The organism is Streptomyces sp. NBC_00878, from assembly GCF_026341515.1.
Lineage (GTDB): Bacteria > Actinomycetota > Actinomycetes > Streptomycetales > Streptomycetaceae > Streptomyces.
Genome location: NZ_JAPEOK010000001.1, coordinates 115383 through 134221 on the forward strand (window position 1 = coordinate 115383; position 18839 = coordinate 134221).

Genomic DNA, 18839 nt, shown 5'->3' on the forward strand with positions numbered 1-18839 from the left:
GCGGGCATTCCATGCCTGAATCCCCCCTGCGGGTGCTCTTCTGCATCGGCGTCAACCAGAACTTCTTCGACCTGCCCACCGGCCGGGGCAAGTCCGTCTGGGACGGCTTCACGACCATGCTCACCCAGTTGTACGAGCTGCCCGGCGTCACCGTCCTCGGCAGCATCGACGACGACCAGCACTTGGTCGGCCCGTCCGACTCCTGGCCGTGGACCTGTTACCTCCTGGCCGACGTCGTCGACCAGCCGGCCGTCGCGGCGGCCTGCAACCTCTTCCGTACCGTCCAGGTCGGCGAGCACGGTCTGTGGCGCTACATGAAGATCGAGGCGCGCATCGGCCGTCCGCTGCCCGAGCCGGAGGTGACCCGATGACGCACCCGTACTCGTCGCTGGTCGAGTCAGACCGTGTCGCCGGGACCCTGTACACCGACCCGGCCCTCTTCGAACGGGAGATGGACCGCATCTTCCACCGCACCTGGGTGTGGGTCGCGCACGAGAGCGAGATCGCCAAGGCCGGCGACTTCAAGATGGCGTGGGTCGGCCGCCGTCCCGTCATCGTCAGCCGGGACCGACGCGGTGGTATCAACGTCCTGCTCAACCGCTGCCGTCACCGCGGCGCCAGCGTCTGCGAGACCCCCAAGGGCAACGGCAACGGCTTCACCTGCCCCTACCACGCCTGGTCGTACGCCCTGGACGGCACCCTGCGCGGCATCCCGTACCCCGAGGGCTACGAGGACGTCGTGGAGAAGAAGGACCTGCCGTTGCAGCGTCTGAAGGTAGGCAGTTACGCGGGGATGGTCTTCGCGAGCTTCAGCGAGGACATCGAGCCGCTGGAGGACTTCCTCGGCGGGGCCAGGCTGTGGATCGACCGCTTCATGAAGCAGGGCGCGGGCTATCCGATCAAGGTGCAGGGCGAGCACCGGTTCCGGTTCAACGGCAACTGGAAGATCCAGCTGGAGAACACCACCGACTGGTACCACTTCCCGATCGTGCACCGCTCCTGGATGGCGTCGGTCGACGCGGAGACCGCGAGCATGCTGTCGATCATGACCGACGAGAGTGCTGTCACGCACGCCCTCGGCAACGGACACAGCGTCTCCATCTCCGTCCAGGAACACGCCGACCTCGACGTCGACGACGGCACGGAGAAACTCCAGGACCGTTTCAGCCACATCGTCGAGGAGTTGTCCAAGGACAAGGACATGCCGCCGGAGAAGATCCGGCGCATCGTCCGCTCCCTCCACGGCGCCGGATTCAACCTCAACCTGTTCCCGAACGTCGCGATGTCCATGTCCTTCTTCCGGGTCCTGCGCCCGGTCTCGGTCACCGAGACGGAGATCCGGCACGTGGCCCTGGGCCTGGACGGCGGCCCGGAGATCGTCAACCGCGAACGGCTGCGCATTCACGAGCACTTCCAGGGCCCCTTCGGCTTCGGCAGCCCCGACGACGCCGAGGCGTGGAACCGCGTCCAGCGCGGGGTGGCCGGCGGCATCGACATGCCGATCCTGGTCAACCGCGGCCTCGGCCGCGAGAAGCCCAACGACCTCGGACAGCCCACCTCCCACGCGACCGACGAGACCGGGATGCGGGAGGCGTACGACATGTGGAAGAGGATGATGACGGATGGCAACTGAGGCCCCCCGCACGGAGGTTGAGCTTCCGCTGGACGACCCGCGCGCCCTTTCCGCCGTCTCCCTGATCTGGCGCGAGGCCCACCTCCTCGACGCCCGCCGCTACGACGACTGGGACGGGCTGTGGGCCGAGGGCGGCGAGTACGTCGTACCCATCGACCGCGAGGCGACCGACTTCGCCTCCCGACTCAACCTCGTCTACGACGACGACCGGATGCGCCGGATGCGCGTCGAGCGCCTCACCGGAGGATTCTCCATCTCGGCCGCCGCGGCGGCACGCACGGTCCGCTCGGTCTCCCGCTTCGTGGTGACCGGCCGCGAGGAGGACACCATCGAGGTGTGCTCGGCACAGATCCTGGTCGGCTACAAACGCGAGGAGACCTTCGTCCTCGCCGCGGACGTCACCCACCGGATCCTGTTCGGCACGGACGGCCCTCGTATCGCCCGCAAGATCGTGCGGCTGGTCAACTCCGAGGACGCCGTCACGGCATCGGGGTTCCTGCTGTGAGCCCGCACCCTCACGAGGAGGATCGCCGCCGTGTCGCACTCGTGACCGGCGCGGCACGCGGCCTCGGTGCCTGCATCGCCGCACGGTTCTACGACCGCGGCTACTGCGTCGCGCTGACCGACCTGGACGAGGAGGCCGCGACGAAGGCGGCCGCGGAACTCGACCCGGAAGGCCGGTACACCGTCGGGCTCGCGCTCGACGTCCGGGACAAGGACGCATTCGCGCGGGTCCGCGACCAACTCGTCGAACGCTGGGGCACGGTGCACGTCCTGGTGAACAACGCAGGGCAGTCCAGAGTCGAGGCACTGATGGAGATCAGCCCCGAGAGCTTCGACGCCGTCGTGTCGACCAACCTGAATGGCGCCTTCTTCGGCTGCCAGGTCTTCGGCGCCTACTTCGCCGAGCGCGGCTACGGGCGCATCGTCAACATCGCCTCGCTCGCCGGACAGAACGGCGGTACGGCGACCGGCGCGCACTACGCGGCCGCCAAGGGCGGAGTCGCGACTCTCACCAAGGTGTTCGCCCGCGAACTCGGCCCGTCCGGAGTGACCGTCAACGCAATCTCGCCGGGGCCACAGGAACTGCCGATCGTGCGCGAGACGGTCCCGCCGGACCGACTCGCGGCCATCGAAGAGTCCATTCCCGTACGGCGGTTGGGCCGCCCGCGGTTCATCGCCGACATGGCCGTTCTGCTGGCCTCCGAGCACGCGGACGCGGTCACCGGAGCCTGCTGGGACGCCAACGGCGGCCTGTACATGCGCTGACAGCGCCGTCAACTCCCCACCCGAACCACCTGAAGGCAGACGGATGTTCACAGTCACCGTCACCGAGACCCACGACGAAACCGACACGATCAAGGTCCTCCGGCTCGCCCGCTCCGACGGCGCCGCCCTCGCCCCGTACCCGGCCGGCGCACACATCGACGTCACCGGACCGACGGGGATCACCCGCCCGTACTCGCTGTGCGGTCCGCCGCACGACAGCGGCGCCTACACCATCGCCGTGAAACGGGAGGCGGACTCGCGTGGCGGTTCCCAGGCGCTGCACGACAAGACCGTGCCGGGCACGAAGCTGACCATTGGCGCACCCCGGCAGCTCTTCGGCCTCGCCCCGGACGCGGCCCGGCACCACCTGGTGGCGGCGGGCATAGGCATCACGCCCCTGCTGGCGATGGCGTACGAACTGCACGACAAGGGAGCCGAGTTCACGCTGCACTACGTGGCGAGGAGCCGTGCCGAGGCGGCCTTCGCCGGGCTGCTGGAGAAGTCCGCCTTCGCCGGTCGCGTGGTCCGTCACTTCGGGCGCGGTCGACAGGCGTCCCGCGACGCGCTGGCCGGGGCACTCCAGGGGCTTCGGGAGGACACCCACGTCTACACCTGCGGGCCCCACGACTTCATGACGTACGTCCGTGCACTCGCCGCCCGCAGCCTGCCCGAGGAGCGGATCCACTCGGAGTTGTTCCAGGCCGGTGACGTGTCGGACGCCGCCGACGAGCCCTTCGAGGTCGAACTCGACACCGGCGAGGTCTACCCCGTGCCGCCCGGCAGGACCATCGCCGAGGTGCTGGAGGAGAACGGCGTCCCGCTGGACACCTCCTGCCGCGAGGGCATCTGCGGGACCTGCGTCCTGCGGGTCGTCGAGGGCGAACCCGACCATCGTGACCACTGCCTGTCCGCCAAGGAGAAGACGGCCGGCGACCAGATCGCCGCTTGTGTGTCACGGGCGAAGTCACGGCGGCTGGTGGTGGAGCTGTGGTGAGCCGGCCCCGCCCAACCCGGTCCCTACCGAACCACGAGAGGAGCGGCACCGCCGTGACCCCCGACCAGAACGAGTTCCGCGAGGCGATGGCGCACCTCCCGGCCGCTGTGAACATCCTGACCACGGACGGGCCGAACGGCCTTTGCGGCATCACGCTCAGCGCCGTCTGCTCGGTGACCGACGATCCACCGACCGTCCTGGTCTGCGTCAACCGCGCCAGCGCCATGCACGATGTCTTCAGGGCGAACGGGCGGATCGGCCTCAACGTCCTCGGCGGGGAGCAGCAGGAACTCGCCCTGCACTTCGCGGGCGCCACGAAGGTTCCCATGGCCGAACGCTTCACCTGGGACGTCTGGGACCGCACCCAGGACGTTCCCGTCCTCAAGGACGCCCTCGTCACGGCTGTCGGCACGATCAAGCACACTGTCCCGATGGGTTCCCACAGCGTTCTCTTCGTCGAGATCGAGCAGATCCGCACCCGCTCCGGCGGCCAGAGCCTCGTCTACTTCGGCCGCGCCTTCCACCGTCTCGATCCCACGCCGCTCCTACCGGAAGGCGCCCGGTCATGACCCCCGTCGAGGATGCGCTACGGCGCCTGGAGCAGACCGAACCCGAGATCCGCGCCTGGGTGCGGGTGGACGCCGCGGGTGCTCGCGCGGCAGAGCTCGGCGCTCCCGACGGGCCGCTGCACGGCATGCCGTTCGGTGTCAAGGACATCATCGACGTCGCCGGGCTGCCCACCGAGTGCGGCTCGCCCCTGCGCCGGGGCCGTGTCGCCGCAGCCGACGCCTGGCTGGTGGACCGGCTGCGCCGGGCGGGCGCCGTGCCGCTGGGCAAGACGGTCACCACGGAGTTCGCCTACTTCCAGCCCGGGCCGACCCGCAATCCGCACGACCCCGCCCACACCCCGGGCGGTTCCTCCAGCGGTTCGGCCGCGGCCGTCGCCGCGGGCGTGGTGCCTCTCGCCCTGGGCTCGCAGACCGCCGGCTCCCTGACCAGGCCCGCCTCCTTCTGCGGGGTCGCCGGATACGTCGCCCCCGTGGGCGCCTGGTCACTACGGGGCTTCACCGGGCTGAGCCCGAGCCTGGACGCCCCGGGACTGCTCACCACCCGGGTCTCCGAACTGGCCACGGTGATCGAAGCCGTCGACGGCACCAAGGCCGAAGACCCGGACTGCGTACGGCTGTTGGAGTGGCACGGCACCGAGCTGGCGGACGTCGACCCGGCGATGCTCGACGCGGTGCGGCACACCGGACGCGCACTGCACGCCGACAGCCCGGAATTCCCCTTCAGCACAGCGGAATTGGCCGCCTCCCATGCCGTCGTCATGGCCTACGAGGCCGCCCGCACCCTCGCCGACGAAGCCCGGCGTCCCGAGTCCTTGAGCAGCCACCTGAACGAACTCCTCACCCGGGGACGCGAGACCACCGACGACGAGTACGGCACGGCACTGGCCACGGCCCGCACCGCACGCACCGCCGCCCTGGCCCTCCTCACCCGCGTCGACGCGATCCTCGGCCCGGCCGCTCCCGGCCCGGCTCCGCACGGCCTGGACTCCACCGGCACCCCCGTCCTCAGCCGCCCCTGGCAACTGCTCGGCCTGCCCGTGGTCACCGTCCCCGGACACCGCGACCCGCACGGCATGCCGCTCGGCCTCCAGCTCATCGGCCACCCCGACCGCGTGAGCCGGCTGCTCGGCGTGGCCCGTATCGTCGAGGGGGCCGGCCAGTGAAGATCACCGCGATCGAGACCAGGTCTCGACAGCACTTCCGTCGTCCATGTCGTGGACGATGACGAGGAGATACGTCAGTGCCTGCGCTTCCTGCGGCAGAGGGCCCGCAGCAAGGAGTAGCCTTCCGGTGCCAGTTCGAGAGATCTCCGCTCCGCGCCGTCGGCGGTGCTGAGACGCGACAAGCATGGCGACTGGCACGCCTCGGCCTTGCGCTCGAACTCCCGTCGATCGTGGCCGCGGTTGCGTGTGCCTCTTGAAGTCGGCCCGGTGGCGGACGACGAGCGGAGCGTGCGATGGGCAACCGCGTTGGCGTACGCGTTTCAGCTCGTTGTGGCGGGATCCCTCGATGCCACGCGGGCCCGCAGCGCGCTGAGGGCGTAGTACTGGCGCGACTTGACCGTTCCGGCGGGAATCCTGAGGATGCGGGCCGTCTCCTCGATGGTCCGGCCGCACAGATAGGTGAGCACCAACACCTCCCGGTGGTGGTGGGAGAGCTGACGCAGCAGGGAATTCGTCTCGACGGAGAGCAGCACGGATTCGGAGTGATCGGGCAGGACGACGTCGCGGTTGTCGATGCCGACGCTCTCCCGGCGGACACAGGCACTGCGCATGCGGTCGACAATCAGGTTGCGCGCGACGGTCAGCAGCCAGCCCCGCACGGATCCCTCGGTGCTGTAGAGGCGTTCCGTGTGCGGCCACGCACGGATGAGGGTCTCCTGAACTATGTCCTGCGCGGTGTGCCGGTCGCTCAGCAGCTTCTCCGCGTAGGCGAGCAGCGCCGTCGTGTGGTCGGAGACCAGGTCGTCGAGCAACTGCTTCTGATGCGCGGGCGAGGAGATCTCCGCGCCGATGATCGTGTTCATTTTCCAGTTCCTGAGGGGGAGTTCGGTGCGCTCCTCTCCCTCACGCCGGTGCCCGTACTCGCCGCGCATGCGCGGCGAGCAGGGGAACGCGGCCGTAGCGGGGTCACCGGCACGGCATACACAGGGAAGGGCCGGATGGGCCCCGACGAAGCGGCACGGCGAGCGTAGGCAGGTCCCTCTTCCGGAACAGTGACGGTCTTCTGACGCCGGACCGCAACGCCCCGCGCGGAAAGCGATCCGTCCCGGATCGGCCGATCCCTCCTGGGCGGGCCTCTCCCCCGGTCAGGGGTGAGCGGGCTGCTCCCCGGCGCCGGCAGCGGCTGCGTCCTTCAGCTTCCCGCGCACCGCCTCGGCGTCCGGGTGGCCGATGTCGTCGAGAATGTCCAGCGCCTGACGCCAGGCGTCCGCGGCCCGTTCGTGCTCCCCTGCCAAGTAGCGGCTGTCACCGATGTGCACGAGCGTGTCCGCCTCCAGGGAGCGGTCGCGGATCGCCCTGTAGAGCTCCAGCGCGTGCTCGTAGCACGTCAGTGCGCGGTCGTGTTCGTGCAGGTGGTGGTGGGCGTAGCCGAGGCTGTCCCACGCCGCGGCCGCACCGTTGCGGTCGCCGATCTCCTGGTGGACGGTCAGGGCCCGGCCGCACTCCTCCAGCGCCTTCCTGTACCGGCCCGTCAGGATGTGGGTCCAGCCGACCTCGTTGGCCACGCTGGCCTCCCCGCTGCGCCGTCCGGCCTCCCGGTAGAGGACACCCGCCCGGGCGTAGTGCTCCAGAGCCTCCCCGTGGCGGCCGCGCGCGTTGGCGAGAAAGGCCGCGTAGCGGTGCACGCGCCCCTGTCCGGCCTGGTCCCCGATGTCGGCGAACAGGTCCAGGGCGCGGGCCAGATGCTCGGCCGCGTCCTCCCAGCGCTCCAGTCGGCCGTTGGCGAAGCCGAGCGCCCGGTGGGCGTGGGCCTGTCCACGCAGGTCGCCCAGCCGCTGTGCCGCCCTCGCCGCCGTCGTCTGGGCGATGAACTGTTCCTGACGGCGGCCGTTGCGGTCGAGGTACAGCTCGATGGTGGCCGCAAGCTGCCAGCTCTGTTCGCCGCAGCCGCGCCGGGCACTCTGCTCGACGGCGGCGAGCAACACGGACCGGTTGGTCTCCAGCCACTCCGCGGCGCGGGTCTGGTCGGCGAATTCCGACACGATCGTTCCGGGCAGGGGTGGGCCCAGGGTGAGGCGTTCCCGGCTCGTCGCGAGGACGCCGGCCGCCGCGTGCGCGCTGTGCAGGTAGTGGTCGAACATGCGGCGCCGGGCCGCCCTCCGCTCCGGCGGGGCATCCAGCGCCTTGCCCAGTTCGGTCCCGTAGGCGCGCAGCAGTTCGTGGCAGCCGAAGCGTCCCGGCCCGGTCTCCGACACCAGGTGGGCCCGGCACAGCTCGGCCAGCAGCGGCTTAACCTGGGCCCGGCGCTGTCCGGCCAGGCTCGCAGCGGCGGCAACAGAGCAGTCGTCGCCCGGATGGAGCGCGAACAGCCGGAACACCCGTGCCGCCTCCGGGCTGAGGAGCCGGTACGACCACGAGAAAGCGCTGCGGGCGTCGGCAGTGGGCGCCTCGCCGGAGAACGCATGAAGGCTGCCCTCGCTCTCCGCCAGTTCCTCGGCGATGGCGGACAGCGGGAAGGCGGGGTTGATCGCGGCACGGGCGCTGACGACAGCCAGCGCGAGCGGCAGACCCCCGCACGCGGCGACGATGGCGCGGGCAGCGCCCGGGTCCCGCGCGATCCGGTCGGGCCCCAGGCGGTCGGAGAGGAACCGCAGGGCGTCGTCCTCGCCAAGGACGTCCAGCGTCAGAAAGTGCGCGCCCTCGGCGGCCACCAGTCCGTAAAGCTGGTGCCGGCTCGTGACGACGACGAGGCATCCGGGCGCTCCGGGCAGCAGCGGACGCACGTGCTCGGTGTCGCGGGCGTTGTCCAACACGATCAGCACACGGCGCCGGGCGAGCAGGCTGCGGTACAGGGCTGCCTGCGCGTCCAGCCCGGCGGGGACTCGCTGGGCGGGCACCCCGAGGGCGTCGAGGAAGGAGCGGATGGCCTCGGCCGGACTCATCACCGTCCCGCTGGGGTGGAAACCGCGCAGGTCGACGTACAACTGGCCGTCCGGGAAGCGGTCGGCCACCTGGTGCGCCCAGTGCACGGCGAGGGCGGTCTTGCCGACACCGGCCATGCCGCCGATCGCGCTGATGACCACCGTGGAGGCCGAGCTGCCCGGCAGCAGCCCACGGAAACGGGCGAGCTCGTCGAGTCGGCCGGTGAACGAGGGGAGTTTCGCGGGGAGTTGGGCGGGCGGGACCACGAGTGACATCCGGTGGTCCGGGTCGAACGGCTCGGCCGTCTCACTCTCGCGGCCAGTACCGGCCGTCTCACTCTCCCGGCCGGTACCGGCCGTCTCACTCTCCCGGTCAGTACCGGCCGTCTCACTCTCCCGGCGGGTACCGGCCGACTCTGTCCGCGCGTCCACGCTCGTGTGGTCGGCGGATCGGGTTCCCTCGGCAGGAGCCGAGTCGTCCCAGACGTACGTCTGTGCCAGCACCCGCCGTTGCGCGGCCTGGAGCTCCGGGCCGGGCTGGACGCCCAGATCGTCGGCGAGCCGGGCGCGGACGGTCCGGTAGACCTCCAGAGCTTCGGCCTGGTGGCCGGTGGCGGCGAGCATGAGGATCAGCCGGGCCTGCAACGCCTCGTCGAGCATGTGCAGGGCGGCGGCCTGACGCAGGGTCACCAGCACACGTGCGCGCGGTTCCCGCCCTGTCTCCAGCGCCCGCTCGGCCGCGTGCTTGACCGCGGCCAGGTGTTCGCCGTCCACCGCGCCGAAGGCCGGATGAGCCCGTACCTCCGGCGCTATCCCGGAGGCCGTGGGACCTCGCCACAAGGTCAGGGCCTCCACCAGCAGTTCGGTGGCCTCGGCCGGTTCCCCGGTCCTGGACGCGCGCTCCCGCAGGTAACGGAAGCGCAGCAGGTCGAGGGATTCGGGATCGGCGTCCAGGCGGTAGCCGCCCGACGCCCGCACCAGCCACCGTGACGTTCCCCTGCTCGGCATGTCGGGTTCGAACAGGCGGCGCAGTGCCCCGATGTGACGGTGCACGACGTTCACTGCGCTGTCCGGCGGGTTCTGTCTCCACAGGGCGTCGACGATCTCGTGCGTACCAACCGGGTGGTTGGGTTGCGCGAGGAGAAACGCCAGCAACGCGCGCTGCTTGGGCGGTCCCAGCTCGAGCTCGATCCCGCCCCGCCAGGCCCTCAGCGGGCCGAGCACGGTGAAACGCGTATGCACAGTGTCCCTTGTACCGACAAGCGAAGCCGATGAGGGTCGACGACGCCCGGTCACGGGCGTGAGCCGACGGGCCGGGTCCGCTCCGCTCGACAGGACCGGGCCGAAGGGAGCCTACCCCCATCGGTGCGACGGGCCGCCGCCCCGGCGGTCCCACTCCGGAGGCCGTCCTGGGCGGGGAAACCGATGCCGTCTACAGCCGTTCGGCCGTTTCCGGGCCACCGTGCAAGAGCGGCTCACCGTCCCAGCAGCTGCGGCCCTCGTGAAGCGCCACGGCGGCGAAGCGCGGTCACCGGCCCACGGGTTCCGTTGCTGCCTGCGTCGCCGCTGGCACGGCGGCCGTGCACGAGGGCAGGCGGGCAAGGGGGGGTGCTCCCCCGTGCACGGCCCATTTCCGCACGCGGCCGAACGTCGCCGCCCCACACGTGGAGGGCGCCGGACGCAGCAGCAGATTTCTTTCGCCCAGTTGAACTCTCGAGGCTTCCTCCCACGTGTAGCACGTAGCAGCTTCTGGCCCGGTCCGGGAGGTGAGCGCCGCCGCGGTGTCGCGATCTCGTTCGGTCCGCGGGAAGCGGACTCGCCGGGCGGCCGTCTCCGTGCTCGCTCCGGCCGCTTCATGAAGAGAGGAAAATCGCCCCGATGAACAACGAGGAGACCGTGCCGGTGGAGCCGGGCCCTGAGCGCGTGATCGCGGGTCGCTACCGACTGCTGTCCCCCCTCGGCGAGGGCGGCATGGGCACGGTGTGGCGCGCCCACGACGAGGTGCTGCAGCGCGAAGTCGCTGTCAAAGAGGTGCGTGCCCCCGCGGGTCTGCCCGCTCCGGACGTCGAGCGCATGTACACCCGGCTGGAACGCGAGGCCTGGGCCGCGGCCCGGGTGACCCACCCCAACGTGGTCACCGTCTTCGATGTCGCCACGGAGGACGGCCGTCCGTGGATCGTCATGGAGCTCGTCCGCGGACAATCCCTGGCCGACCTGCTCCACCAGGGACCCCTCAGCCCCGCGCGGGCCGCGGAAATCGGCGCCGAGATCCTGGCCGCCCTGCGCGCCGCGCACGCCGCCGGGGTACTGCACCGCGATGTGAAGCCGGCCAACGTCCTACTCGCCGGCGGCGGCAGAGTGGTCCTCACCGACTTCGGCATCGCCACGGTCGAGGGCGACTCCTCCCTCACCAGGACCGGTGAGGTCATCGGCTCACCCGAGTACCTGCCACCCGAGCGCGCCCTGGGCCGCAATCCCGGCCCGGAGTCCGACCTGTGGTCCCTCGGTGTCCTCCTCTACGCGGCGGTCGAGGGCATCTCCCCCTACCGCCAGGACACTCCTCTCAGCACCCTGCGCGCCATCGTCGACGAGAAACTGCCGCCCGCGCGCAGAGCAGGGCCGCTGGGCTCCGTGATCGAGGGGCTGCTGCGCAAGGAGCCGACGGACCGTACGCCGGCCGAGCAGGCCGAGAAGACTCTGCGTCTCGTTGCGTCGGGCGGCACACCCGAGGTCCCCGCCACGCCGACCGTGGTGGATACTCCCCTCGCCGAGGACCCGCGCATCTCCCGGGCCCAGGACGCGCCCGCCGCCGCTGAGCTGCCCACGGCCGGGACGGTCGCGTCGTCGTCCGCCGGGACGGCCGCCGCCCCGCCCACGCCGACACCGGCGGTCGTGACGGGTGCGCCCGAGTCGGCACCGACCGTCACGGGAGGACCCGCGCAGCCAGTGCCGACACACTCCGCCTCCAAAACACCACCCGCCCCCGAGGCCCCTCGGCACAGCCGACGCATTACCGCGGTTCTCGTCGCCGGAGCGGTCGCCTGTGTCATGGGCATCGCCGGGCTGGGCTACGCCCTGACCGGACAGGGGGACGACGGCACGGCGGACCCGAACCGGGCAACCGCGACCGGTTCCCCGTCCACGAGCGCGGACGGCAGCTCGAAGGACGACGCCGAGCCCGCCGCCGCGCCGAGCGCTGACCAGCAGGAGCAGGAAAGTGCCGGATCCCAGATGATCCGTGTGACGGTGACCGGGGCCAGCACCACCTACTCGGGCGCCTGTCCACCGCCGGCGGAGCAAGCGCCCACGTTCACGGTCACGTTCGCCGTGGACCAGGCACCGGCCGAGCTCACCTACCGCTGGGTGTCCAAGGACGGCTCGGTCGTCGACCGGGAGTGGCGGACCGTCACCTTCCCGGAGGGCGGCGACCGTACGGGGCAGGACACGGTGCGGCTCACGGCGTGGCACAAATCGGGAACCTTCAAGAGCGAGATCGGGGTGCAGGTCAAAGGTCCCGAGCTGACGAGTTCGAACACGGTGCCCTTCTCCATCACGTGCACGGACGCGGGGGCATAGCCAAGTCCGGTCCGAGAAGGATCCGCACCGGTCCCGGAACCATTGAACTCGGTCCCGGATCACCTACGTGTTGGCGTCGTACGCGTCCGCCCTCGCGCCGGAACGGCCACGGGGGCGGGCGGGTCTTCGCAGCCGAGCGCCATCACGAGGAGTACGCAGTGCCATCCGTCATCGTGAGCGCCAGCGCCTCATGTCTGCACGCCGAGATCGTGACCGAGGACGCCGGTCCCGTGCTCTACGACCGCGGCAGCCGCAACGGAACACACGTCAACGGGCAGCGCGTCACACGGCACGTCCTGCGCCCCAACGACAGCATCCGGATCGGCGACGAGACCTTCCTCTACGAGGCGTAGGACGCGATGGAGACGGTCATGGGCCTCTACCTGCTCGACACCCCGCGCGTCACCTCCGTCGCCCCGGCACGCTCCGGGTCACCGCCAGCGGGGGGCGGGCCGGTCGGTCTCGCGTTCGCCCCGGCGCTCGAGGAACAGTTCCGGGGCCGGGTGACCGTGACCGTCCACGACGGGCGCTGGGCCACCGACCGCTTCGACGCAGCCGACGCCTCGATCTACTCCCTCGACGACCTGCTGGTCGAGCGCATGGGCGCCATCCGTGAGCGGCTGGCGCCCCGCCTGCCCGGGCAGCCCACTGACGAAGCACTGCGCGAGCACTTCTCGACGCTGAGGCCCGACACCCTGCGGACCCTCCTGGGGAGCGGGGCGTGGGACACCCTGATCGTCGGCGGTGATGAGGCCGACATCGGCCTCTTCTTCCAGACAGATACCCCCGCCGTCGTCGGAGTCGGCGACGTTCGCCGACACCGCTGCGGCCGTGTTCGTTCATGACTACGTACGCCGGACCGAGTTGAGTTCGCAGAAAAGAATCAAGAACAAATCTCGCCGTGCGGAGACCCGGTCCCTGCCTTCGCTGCGTAGGACAGGTTGCAGCTGCTGAAGTGGCGGCGATCTACGGAAAGTTGGAAGACGATGCGCGCGACCGCTCTTGCCAGGGGCCCGGCCGGTCACCCACGTGTCACGGATGGCCCTGGCGCATCGTCATTCGGTAACAAGACACACGGTGCTTGAACACTAAATATCAGTGACGCAGGTCACTGTGCGACTCCGAACTCTGGCCCGACGGCCCTCCGTGTCTCTGGTGAACCCACGGGGATGGAGTAACCAGATGGCGATCCTACGATCTCGTGGCCCACAGGCCACGAGTCATGAAGCATTGATCCGCACGCTCTACGCGGAGCACGGCAAGGCCCTGCTCGCCTACGCGACGCGACTGACCGGCGACCGGGCCTCCGCCGAGGACGTGGTGCAGGAAACACTGATCCGGGCCTGGCGACACCCCGAGGTCATCGCCGACCCTCAAGGATCACTGAGGGGTTGGCTGCTCACGGTGGCCCGGAACATCGTCACCGACCGGTACAGGGCGAAGGCGGCCCGCCCCAACGAGGTGGCTCAGACCGAGACGGTCACGCCGGTCCACCGTGACCACTCCGAGGAGGTGGTCGACTCGGTGGTCATGATGAACGCGCTCAACCAGCTCAAGCCCGAACACCGGGACGTCCTGGTGGAGATCTACTACCGCGGCCGCACGGCGTCGGAAGCCGCGGGACGGCTGGGCATACCGGAGGGTACGGTCAAGTCCCGCGCCCATCACGCCCTCAAGGCATTGCGCAAGTTGTACACCCCCAGCAACCCCGGGAGTGCCCTGAAGCTTCGAAAGGTGGGGGCGGCGTGAGCACGCAGCAGCATCCGAACGGCGAACTGCTCGGCGCCTACGTTCTGGGCGTCCTGGAGACAGGCGAGCGGTCGACACTCGAGGAACACACCGCCGAGTGCGAGGAATGTCGAATGGAACTGACCGCGCTTCAGGAGATGGAGGCGGCACTCGGCGAGGTTCCACCGGAGGCGTTCCTCGAAGGCCCGCCCGAGGACGGGGACCTGCTGCTCCAGCGCACCCTGCGTCAGGTGCGCGCCGAGCAGGCGAGCGCTTGGCGGCGCCGGTCCCTGGCCGTGGGGCTGGGTGCCGCCGCGTCGGCGGCGATCCTGTTCCTCGGGGGCTACGCGGCAGGGGGCAACGACCCTGGAGGCGCCACAGCGGCCCTTCCCTCCGCTTCTCCCTCCACCTCACCGTCCACGTCGAGCTCGCCACCCCCCGAGGGGATCAGGGTCGCGGCGGCGACGGACAGCGGCACGAAGGCCTCGATGACGGTGGAGCTCACTCCGGCGAGCGAGTGGGTCCGCGTGAACGCCTCGGTCGCCGGAGTCCCGGTCGGTGAGCGGTGCCGGCTGGTGGTGGTCTCCAAGGACGGACACCAGGAGACGGCCGCGAGTTGGGTCGTCTCCCCCGGCCCCGCCCCGACGGCCAGCCCCCGGCCCGGCGAGGGCGGCCTCAACGGCTCCGCGGCCGTGGCGCCCGACGAGGTCGATTCGGTGCTCGTGGTGAACGACCAAGGCAAGCAGTACGTCGGCGTCGACATGTGAGATCCGGCCCGAGACAGCAGGAGATCCCCCGGACGCTTCGCCGGGGGATCTCGCTGTGGACGCCCCGGCCGTCGTTGCCGGTGTCGTAGATCCGCGAACTCCGGGTGATGCCGTCGGGGCTGGACCAGCGGAAGCGGACGCCCTGCGAGGACGGCCCTGGACGAGCCGGTGAGGGTGATGCGGGAACCGGACAAGAGGGCCCCTCGGCGGCGGGGATCACCGACAAGTCGGCACGTGCGTCCCGACGTTCACTCCCGGATGTGAACGCCCCGAACTACGGATGCCGTCAGGGCTCTTGATACGGACGGGGTCCCTTGCTTCTCTACTGATAGGAAAGTTTCCTATTGGATAGCTATGTGATCGGAGTTCGCATGACGGCACCCCCACGGTCGTTGCGCCCCGCTGTGCTCGCGGCCCTGCTCAGCAGCGTCCTGCTCCTGCTCGTGAGCGTCCTCCCCACCACCTCCGCCTCCGCGACCACCGACCGGAAGGCCGCGACACCCGCGGCGACCACACCGGTCGGCATCAACGGACAGCTCCAGGTCTGTGGCACCAAGCTGTGCAACAGCCGCGGAAACCCCATCCAACTGCGCGGCATGAGCACACACGGCACCCAGTGGTACCCGCACTGCCTGACCAGCGGTTCGCTCAACGCCCTGGCGCAGGACTGGACGGCCGACGTCCTGCGTGTCTCGACCTATGTGCAGGAGGGCGGGTACGAGACGAACCCGCAGCACTTCACCAACCTCGCCCACTCGCTCATCCAGCAGGCGACGGACCGTGGCATGTACGTGATCGTCGACTGGCACATGCTCACCCCCGGTGACCCGAACACCAACCTGAGCAAGGCGCGGCAGTTCTTCACCGACATCGCCAACCGCAACAAGGACAAGAACAACATCCTCTACGAGATCGCCAACGAACCCAGCGGGGTGAGCTGGTCGCAGATCAAGAGCTACGCGGAGCAGATCATCCCGACCATCCGCGCCATCGACTCCGACGCCCCCGTACTGGTCGGGACCCGCGCGTGGTCCTCGTTCGGCGTCTCCGAGGGCGCCGACGAGTCCGAAGTGGTGAACAACCCGGTCCGGGCGACCAACATCATGTACACCTTCCACTTCTACGCGTACTCGCACCGCGACGAGTACCTGGAAACCCTCTCGCGTGCCGCCGACCGGCTCCCGGTCTTCGTCACCGAGTTCGGCACCCAGAACTACGCCGGCGAAGGAAGCAACGACTTCGCCATGTCCCAGCGCTACCTCGACCTCATGGCGAGCAAGAAGATCAGCTGGACGAACTGGAACTTCTCCGACGACAACCGTTCCGGGGCCGTCTTCAAGACCGGAACCTGCGACAGCAACGGGCCCTGGACCGGCACCTCGCCCCTGAAGCCCGCGGGCGTGTGGATCCGTGACCGCATCGCGACACCCGACAACTTCCCGGTCACTGACTCCTGATCGCCGAAGTCGTTCGGACCGGGACCGGGCCCGACACGCGGCAGGGAACCGGCGGCGGATACCGGAGGTGCACACCCTCGCCTGACCGAACGCCCGTATGGGGCGGCGCCATCGACGAACCGGCCTCGTGGAAACGAGACCGACCTCGGGCGCCGCCCCTCTGGATTCTCCCGGCCGCCGCCGCAAAAGCATCCGATCAGCCCACAGTTACGCAGCCGATACTGAGCTTGATATCTGGCGGCAGCGATGTGCCGGGTTCTCAGGCAGACACTCACACGCTGGGAGGGGCCGTCCGGGCGGGCTGGTGGGTGTGACGGTTACTCGGCGCTCTTGACGAGGGAGTTGAGGGTCGCCTCGGTCATGGTGTCGGGGACGTGGACGCTGGGAGAGAGCTTGTAGCCCTGACCACGGACGGCACCGCCAGGGAACTCTGCGGTGTGGATGTTGAAGTACCAGTTCTGGGCGTTGGCCTTGATGCCGTCCAGCAGATCCTGGTCATCCACGGTAACCGTGCCGTAGACGAACTTCTTGCCGTCCTCGAGCTTCTTCGTGAAGAACGGGATCTTCACATCGCCGTTGACACCCTTGACACCCTTGTGGAGGTGACCGAGGGTCGGCGTCCCGATTCCGGTGAAAGTGAACGCATAGGAGACCTGGTCGCCCTGGATCCGCATCAGGGCGAGCGCGTGCCCGTCCTTGTCACCCACGGCCGGCCCGCCCTCGATCGGCACCTCGTTCGCACCGTTGAGGACCGACGTGAAGAAGGTCGCGTTCTCCTCGTTCTTGTCCCACCGGCCGGCACCCTGCACGGTCTTGCCCCCGGCAGCGTGCTCGCTACCGGCTGACGCGTGCCCGCCGGCAGTCGGGCTACCGGCCGCGCCGCTGGCCCCGGCGCCGGTCGCAGCGTCCTCACCGTTGCAGGCAGTCAGCACGAGCGCACCGGCAACGGCCGATACGACGATCATCCCAAAACGCTTGTTCTTCATGGCAGTTGAGGCCTCTCAAGTAGTGCGGCCACGGTTGTTTCGCGGTCCGTCACCCACCACACGGACGGTCCTCACGACCCAGGTCACCCGATGACACTCCTGAGACACTCCTGAGACGATCCACGATCACTCGGAACACGATCTTGACAGAGAACGCGCACCGAGCGAGCCCGCGAGTGGCCAGTAGGACTCGACGGTTGCGCCGTCCTGCCTTGGCCGGCGCATGGCAGGCGATGCGCCGGCCCTGGCGAACCGAATGGAGACGCGTGCCAGACGCAACTCTCCCTCCAGCGGGGCCAGGTGGTGCTGACCACGGTTCGCGTCCGAAGCCGAGGGCGTGCGCTGGCCACGCCGCATGCCACGGAACGCAGTGGCGCTGGTTGATCACCACCGCGCTGATGGGATCCGGAGTCCGAACGAACGCGTCGGTCGACGCGTCCCACGCTCGACGCGACGCGGGGATTCGGCTACCACTACGGCGTGGACCTCATCGCCGGAGTGGAATTGACTGCGAAGTACTGGTGCCTCACCAACCGGTGGGTTCCTCAGCCCAGGTCCTCCGGCTGGCAGCCGGCCAATAGGGTGCCCACCGTGACTGCCACCCTGAGTTCCACGAAGGCCCGCGCCGCTCTCCGTACATCGGCACGTTTTTCTGCGGAGTTGCTGCTGATATTCGCGATGCTCGCGGTGTCTTTGTGGCTTCTGGGCCGGATGTGGTCGGTGGTGTGGCCGCTCGTCGTCGGCCTGCTGCTGACCACACTGACCTGGCCCCTGGCTGGTTTCCTGCGTCGTCACGGGTGGAAGCCCGCCCTCGCCGCGTCGGCCGTGACCGTGCTGTCCCTCCTCGTCGCAGGCGGCGTCGTGGCACTCATCGCCGTACCGGTGGCGTCCCAGTCCGGTGAGCTGACCGACGGCGTGGTCGAAGGCATCCAGAAGCTGCGTGATTGGGCCTCCGGGCCGCCGTTGAACATCGGCGACGACGACATCACCAAGGCCATGGACAACGCGGTCGCCCGCGCTCAGGAGGGCCTCGGCAGCATGGTCACCACTGTGATCACGGGAGTGAGCACCATCGTCAACGGCGTGGTCACCGCGGTGCTGGCGCTCTTCCTGATGTTCTTCTTCCTCAAGGACGGCCCGCGCTTCCTGCCGTGGCTCGCCCGTCAACTGCCGGGCCGGCTCGCCACCGACATCCCCACCGTGGCCGCCCGTGGCTGGGCAACCCTGGGCTCCTTCGTACGTTCCCAGGCGGCCGTCGGCCTGCTCGACGCCGTTCTGATCGGCCTGGGCCTGTGGGTTGTGGGGGTGCCGCTGGTGCTCCCGTTGGCGGTGCTGACGTTCGTCTCCGCGTTCGTACCGATCATCGGCGCCCTGTTCGCCGGTTTCGTCGCCGTCCTCATCGCGTTGGTCTTCAACGGCCTGACGGACGCGCTGATCGTGCTGGCCATCATCATCGTGGTGCAGCAGCTCGAGGGGAACGTGTTCCAGCCGATGATCCAGAGTCGTGGACTCGGCCTCCATGCGGCCGTGATCCTGCTGGCGGTGACATTGGGCGGCAGCCTGGCCGGCATCGTGGGCAGTCTGCTCGCCGTACCGATCGCCGCGCTGATCGCGGTGGTATGGAACTACGTGCGCGAGCAGCTCAGTGAGCCGTCACAGGAGCCAGTGCCCGAGGGGTGACCTGCCGGTCAGGCCGCGACGGCCGTGGCCGGCGCGCGAACGGCCCCTCCCAGGTCGCGGTGCTCCACTTCGCTTGCGAATCTGCAAGCGAAAGGA

General features: G+C 69.6%; 17 protein-coding genes. 14 read left to right on the top strand and 3 right to left on the bottom strand.

Annotation, left to right across the window (positions count from 1 at the left end):
- Positions 1 to 11: 11 nt before the first annotated feature.
- Genes OHA11_RS00475 through OHA11_RS00505 form a run of 7 tightly spaced genes read left to right on the top strand, consistent with a single transcriptional unit; the run spans position 12 to position 5628 of the window.
- Positions 12 to 371 carry a hypothetical protein gene (locus OHA11_RS00475; RefSeq protein ID WP_266490809.1) on the top strand — a complete coding sequence of 120 codons (360 nt, stop codon included), beginning with the start codon at positions 12 to 14 and terminating at the stop codon, positions 369 to 371.
- Positions 368 to 1633 (top strand): aromatic ring-hydroxylating dioxygenase subunit alpha, encoded by a 1266-nt coding sequence (locus OHA11_RS00480; protein ID WP_266490810.1) that lies wholly within the window; start codon positions 368 to 370, stop codon positions 1631 to 1633. The genes OHA11_RS00475 and OHA11_RS00480 overlap by 4 nt, the downstream gene beginning before the upstream one ends.
- On the top strand, positions 1623 to 2138 hold the full coding sequence (locus OHA11_RS00485) for an aromatic-ring-hydroxylating dioxygenase subunit beta (RefSeq protein WP_266490811.1): 516 nt from the start codon (positions 1623 to 1625) through the stop codon (positions 2136 to 2138). The genes OHA11_RS00480 and OHA11_RS00485 overlap by 11 nt, the downstream gene beginning before the upstream one ends.
- On the top strand, positions 2135 to 2902 hold the full coding sequence (locus OHA11_RS00490; protein WP_266490813.1) for an SDR family NAD(P)-dependent oxidoreductase: 768 nt from the start codon (positions 2135 to 2137) through the stop codon (positions 2900 to 2902). The genes OHA11_RS00485 and OHA11_RS00490 overlap by 4 nt, the downstream gene beginning before the upstream one ends.
- Before the next feature lie 43 nt (positions 2903 to 2945).
- Positions 2946 to 3896 (top strand): PDR/VanB family oxidoreductase, encoded by a 951-nt coding sequence (locus OHA11_RS00495; protein ID WP_266490816.1) that lies wholly within the window; start codon positions 2946 to 2948, stop codon positions 3894 to 3896.
- A 53-nt stretch (positions 3897 to 3949) separates the two neighbouring features.
- Positions 3950 to 4465, top strand: a complete 516-nt coding sequence (locus OHA11_RS00500) for a flavin reductase (protein ID WP_266490818.1) — start codon at positions 3950 to 3952, stop codon at positions 4463 to 4465.
- Positions 4462 to 5628 (top strand): amidase, encoded by a 1167-nt coding sequence (locus OHA11_RS00505; RefSeq protein WP_266490820.1) that lies wholly within the window; start codon positions 4462 to 4464, stop codon positions 5626 to 5628. Before OHA11_RS00500 ends, OHA11_RS00505 begins: the two co-directional genes overlap by 4 nt.
- Positions 5629 to 5948: 320 nt before the next feature.
- Here the strand turns inward: OHA11_RS00505 and OHA11_RS00510 are convergent, their stop codons facing one another.
- Together OHA11_RS00510 and OHA11_RS00515 are read right to left on the bottom strand one after the other, a co-directional pair.
- Positions 5949 to 6491, bottom strand: a complete 543-nt coding sequence (locus tag OHA11_RS00510; RefSeq protein WP_266490822.1) for a sigma-70 family RNA polymerase sigma factor — start codon at positions 6489 to 6491, stop codon at positions 5949 to 5951.
- 282 nt (positions 6492 to 6773) lie between these two features.
- The gene (locus tag OHA11_RS00515; protein WP_266490824.1) at positions 6774 to 9791 is read right to left on the bottom strand and encodes a BTAD domain-containing putative transcriptional regulator; all 3018 of its coding nucleotides are present in this window, start codon (positions 9789 to 9791) and stop codon (positions 6774 to 6776) included.
- Positions 9792 to 10427: 636 nt separating this feature from the next.
- On the opposite strand from OHA11_RS00515, the gene OHA11_RS00520 reads away from it, so the two are divergent.
- From OHA11_RS00520 to OHA11_RS00545, 6 genes are all read left to right on the top strand, one after another.
- A complete protein-coding gene (locus OHA11_RS00520) occupies positions 10428 to 12125 on the top strand; it encodes a serine/threonine-protein kinase (RefSeq protein WP_266490825.1) in 1698 nt (565 codons plus the stop codon).
- Positions 12126 to 12283: 158 nt separating this feature from the next.
- Entirely contained in the window at positions 12284 to 12478 is a 195-nt protein-coding gene (locus OHA11_RS00525; protein ID WP_266490826.1) for an FHA domain-containing protein, read from the top strand.
- 18 nt (positions 12479 to 12496) lie between these two features.
- Positions 12497 to 12970, top strand: coding sequence for a hypothetical protein (locus tag OHA11_RS00530; RefSeq protein WP_266490827.1), 474 nt, complete (start codon positions 12497 to 12499; stop codon positions 12968 to 12970).
- Between the two features lie 337 nt (positions 12971 to 13307).
- Positions 13308 to 13874, top strand: coding sequence for a sigma-70 family RNA polymerase sigma factor (locus OHA11_RS00535; protein WP_266490829.1), 567 nt, complete (start codon positions 13308 to 13310; stop codon positions 13872 to 13874).
- Entirely contained in the window at positions 13871 to 14620 is a 750-nt protein-coding gene (locus OHA11_RS00540; protein WP_266490831.1) for a zf-HC2 domain-containing protein, read from the top strand. Before OHA11_RS00535 ends, OHA11_RS00540 begins: the two co-directional genes overlap by 4 nt.
- Positions 14621 to 14991: 371 nt before the next feature.
- Entirely contained in the window at positions 14992 to 16077 is a 1086-nt protein-coding gene (locus OHA11_RS00545; RefSeq protein WP_266490833.1) for a glycoside hydrolase family 5 protein, read from the top strand.
- Positions 16078 to 16394: 317 nt separating this feature from the next.
- Here the strand turns inward: OHA11_RS00545 and OHA11_RS00550 are convergent, their stop codons facing one another.
- The gene (locus OHA11_RS00550; protein ID WP_266490835.1) at positions 16395 to 17042 is read right to left on the bottom strand and encodes a CHRD domain-containing protein; all 648 of its coding nucleotides are present in this window, start codon (positions 17040 to 17042) and stop codon (positions 16395 to 16397) included.
- A 612-nt stretch (positions 17043 to 17654) separates the two neighbouring features.
- On the opposite strand from OHA11_RS00550, the gene OHA11_RS00555 reads away from it, so the two are divergent.
- Entirely contained in the window at positions 17655 to 18743 is a 1089-nt protein-coding gene (locus tag OHA11_RS00555) for an AI-2E family transporter (RefSeq protein ID WP_266490837.1), read from the top strand.
- Positions 18744 to 18839 lie beyond the last annotated feature (96 nt).

Coding starts and splice junctions, on each gene's coding strand:
- OHA11_RS00475 (WP_266490809.1), top strand. CDS start 12: ATGCCTGAATCCCCCCTGCGGGTGCTCTTCTGCATCGGCGTCAACCAG.
- OHA11_RS00480 (WP_266490810.1), top strand. CDS start 368: ATGACGCACCCGTACTCGTCGCTGGTCGAGTCAGACCGTGTCGCCGGG.
- OHA11_RS00485 (WP_266490811.1), top strand. CDS start 1,623: ATGGCAACTGAGGCCCCCCGCACGGAGGTTGAGCTTCCGCTGGACGAC.
- OHA11_RS00495 (WP_266490816.1), top strand. CDS start 2,946: ATGTTCACAGTCACCGTCACCGAGACCCACGACGAAACCGACACGATC.
- OHA11_RS00505 (WP_266490820.1), top strand. CDS start 4,462: ATGACCCCCGTCGAGGATGCGCTACGGCGCCTGGAGCAGACCGAACCC.
- OHA11_RS00510 (WP_266490822.1), bottom strand. CDS start 6,491: ATGAACACGATCATCGGCGCGGAGATCTCCTCGCCCGCGCATCAGAAG.
- OHA11_RS00520 (WP_266490825.1), top strand. CDS start 10,428: ATGAACAACGAGGAGACCGTGCCGGTGGAGCCGGGCCCTGAGCGCGTG.
- OHA11_RS00530 (WP_266490827.1), top strand. CDS start 12,497: ATGGGCCTCTACCTGCTCGACACCCCGCGCGTCACCTCCGTCGCCCCG.
- OHA11_RS00535 (WP_266490829.1), top strand. CDS start 13,308: ATGGCGATCCTACGATCTCGTGGCCCACAGGCCACGAGTCATGAAGCA.
- OHA11_RS00545 (WP_266490833.1), top strand. CDS start 14,992: ATGACGGCACCCCCACGGTCGTTGCGCCCCGCTGTGCTCGCGGCCCTG.
- OHA11_RS00550 (WP_266490835.1), bottom strand. CDS start 17,042: ATGATCGTCGTATCGGCCGTTGCCGGTGCGCTCGTGCTGACTGCCTGC.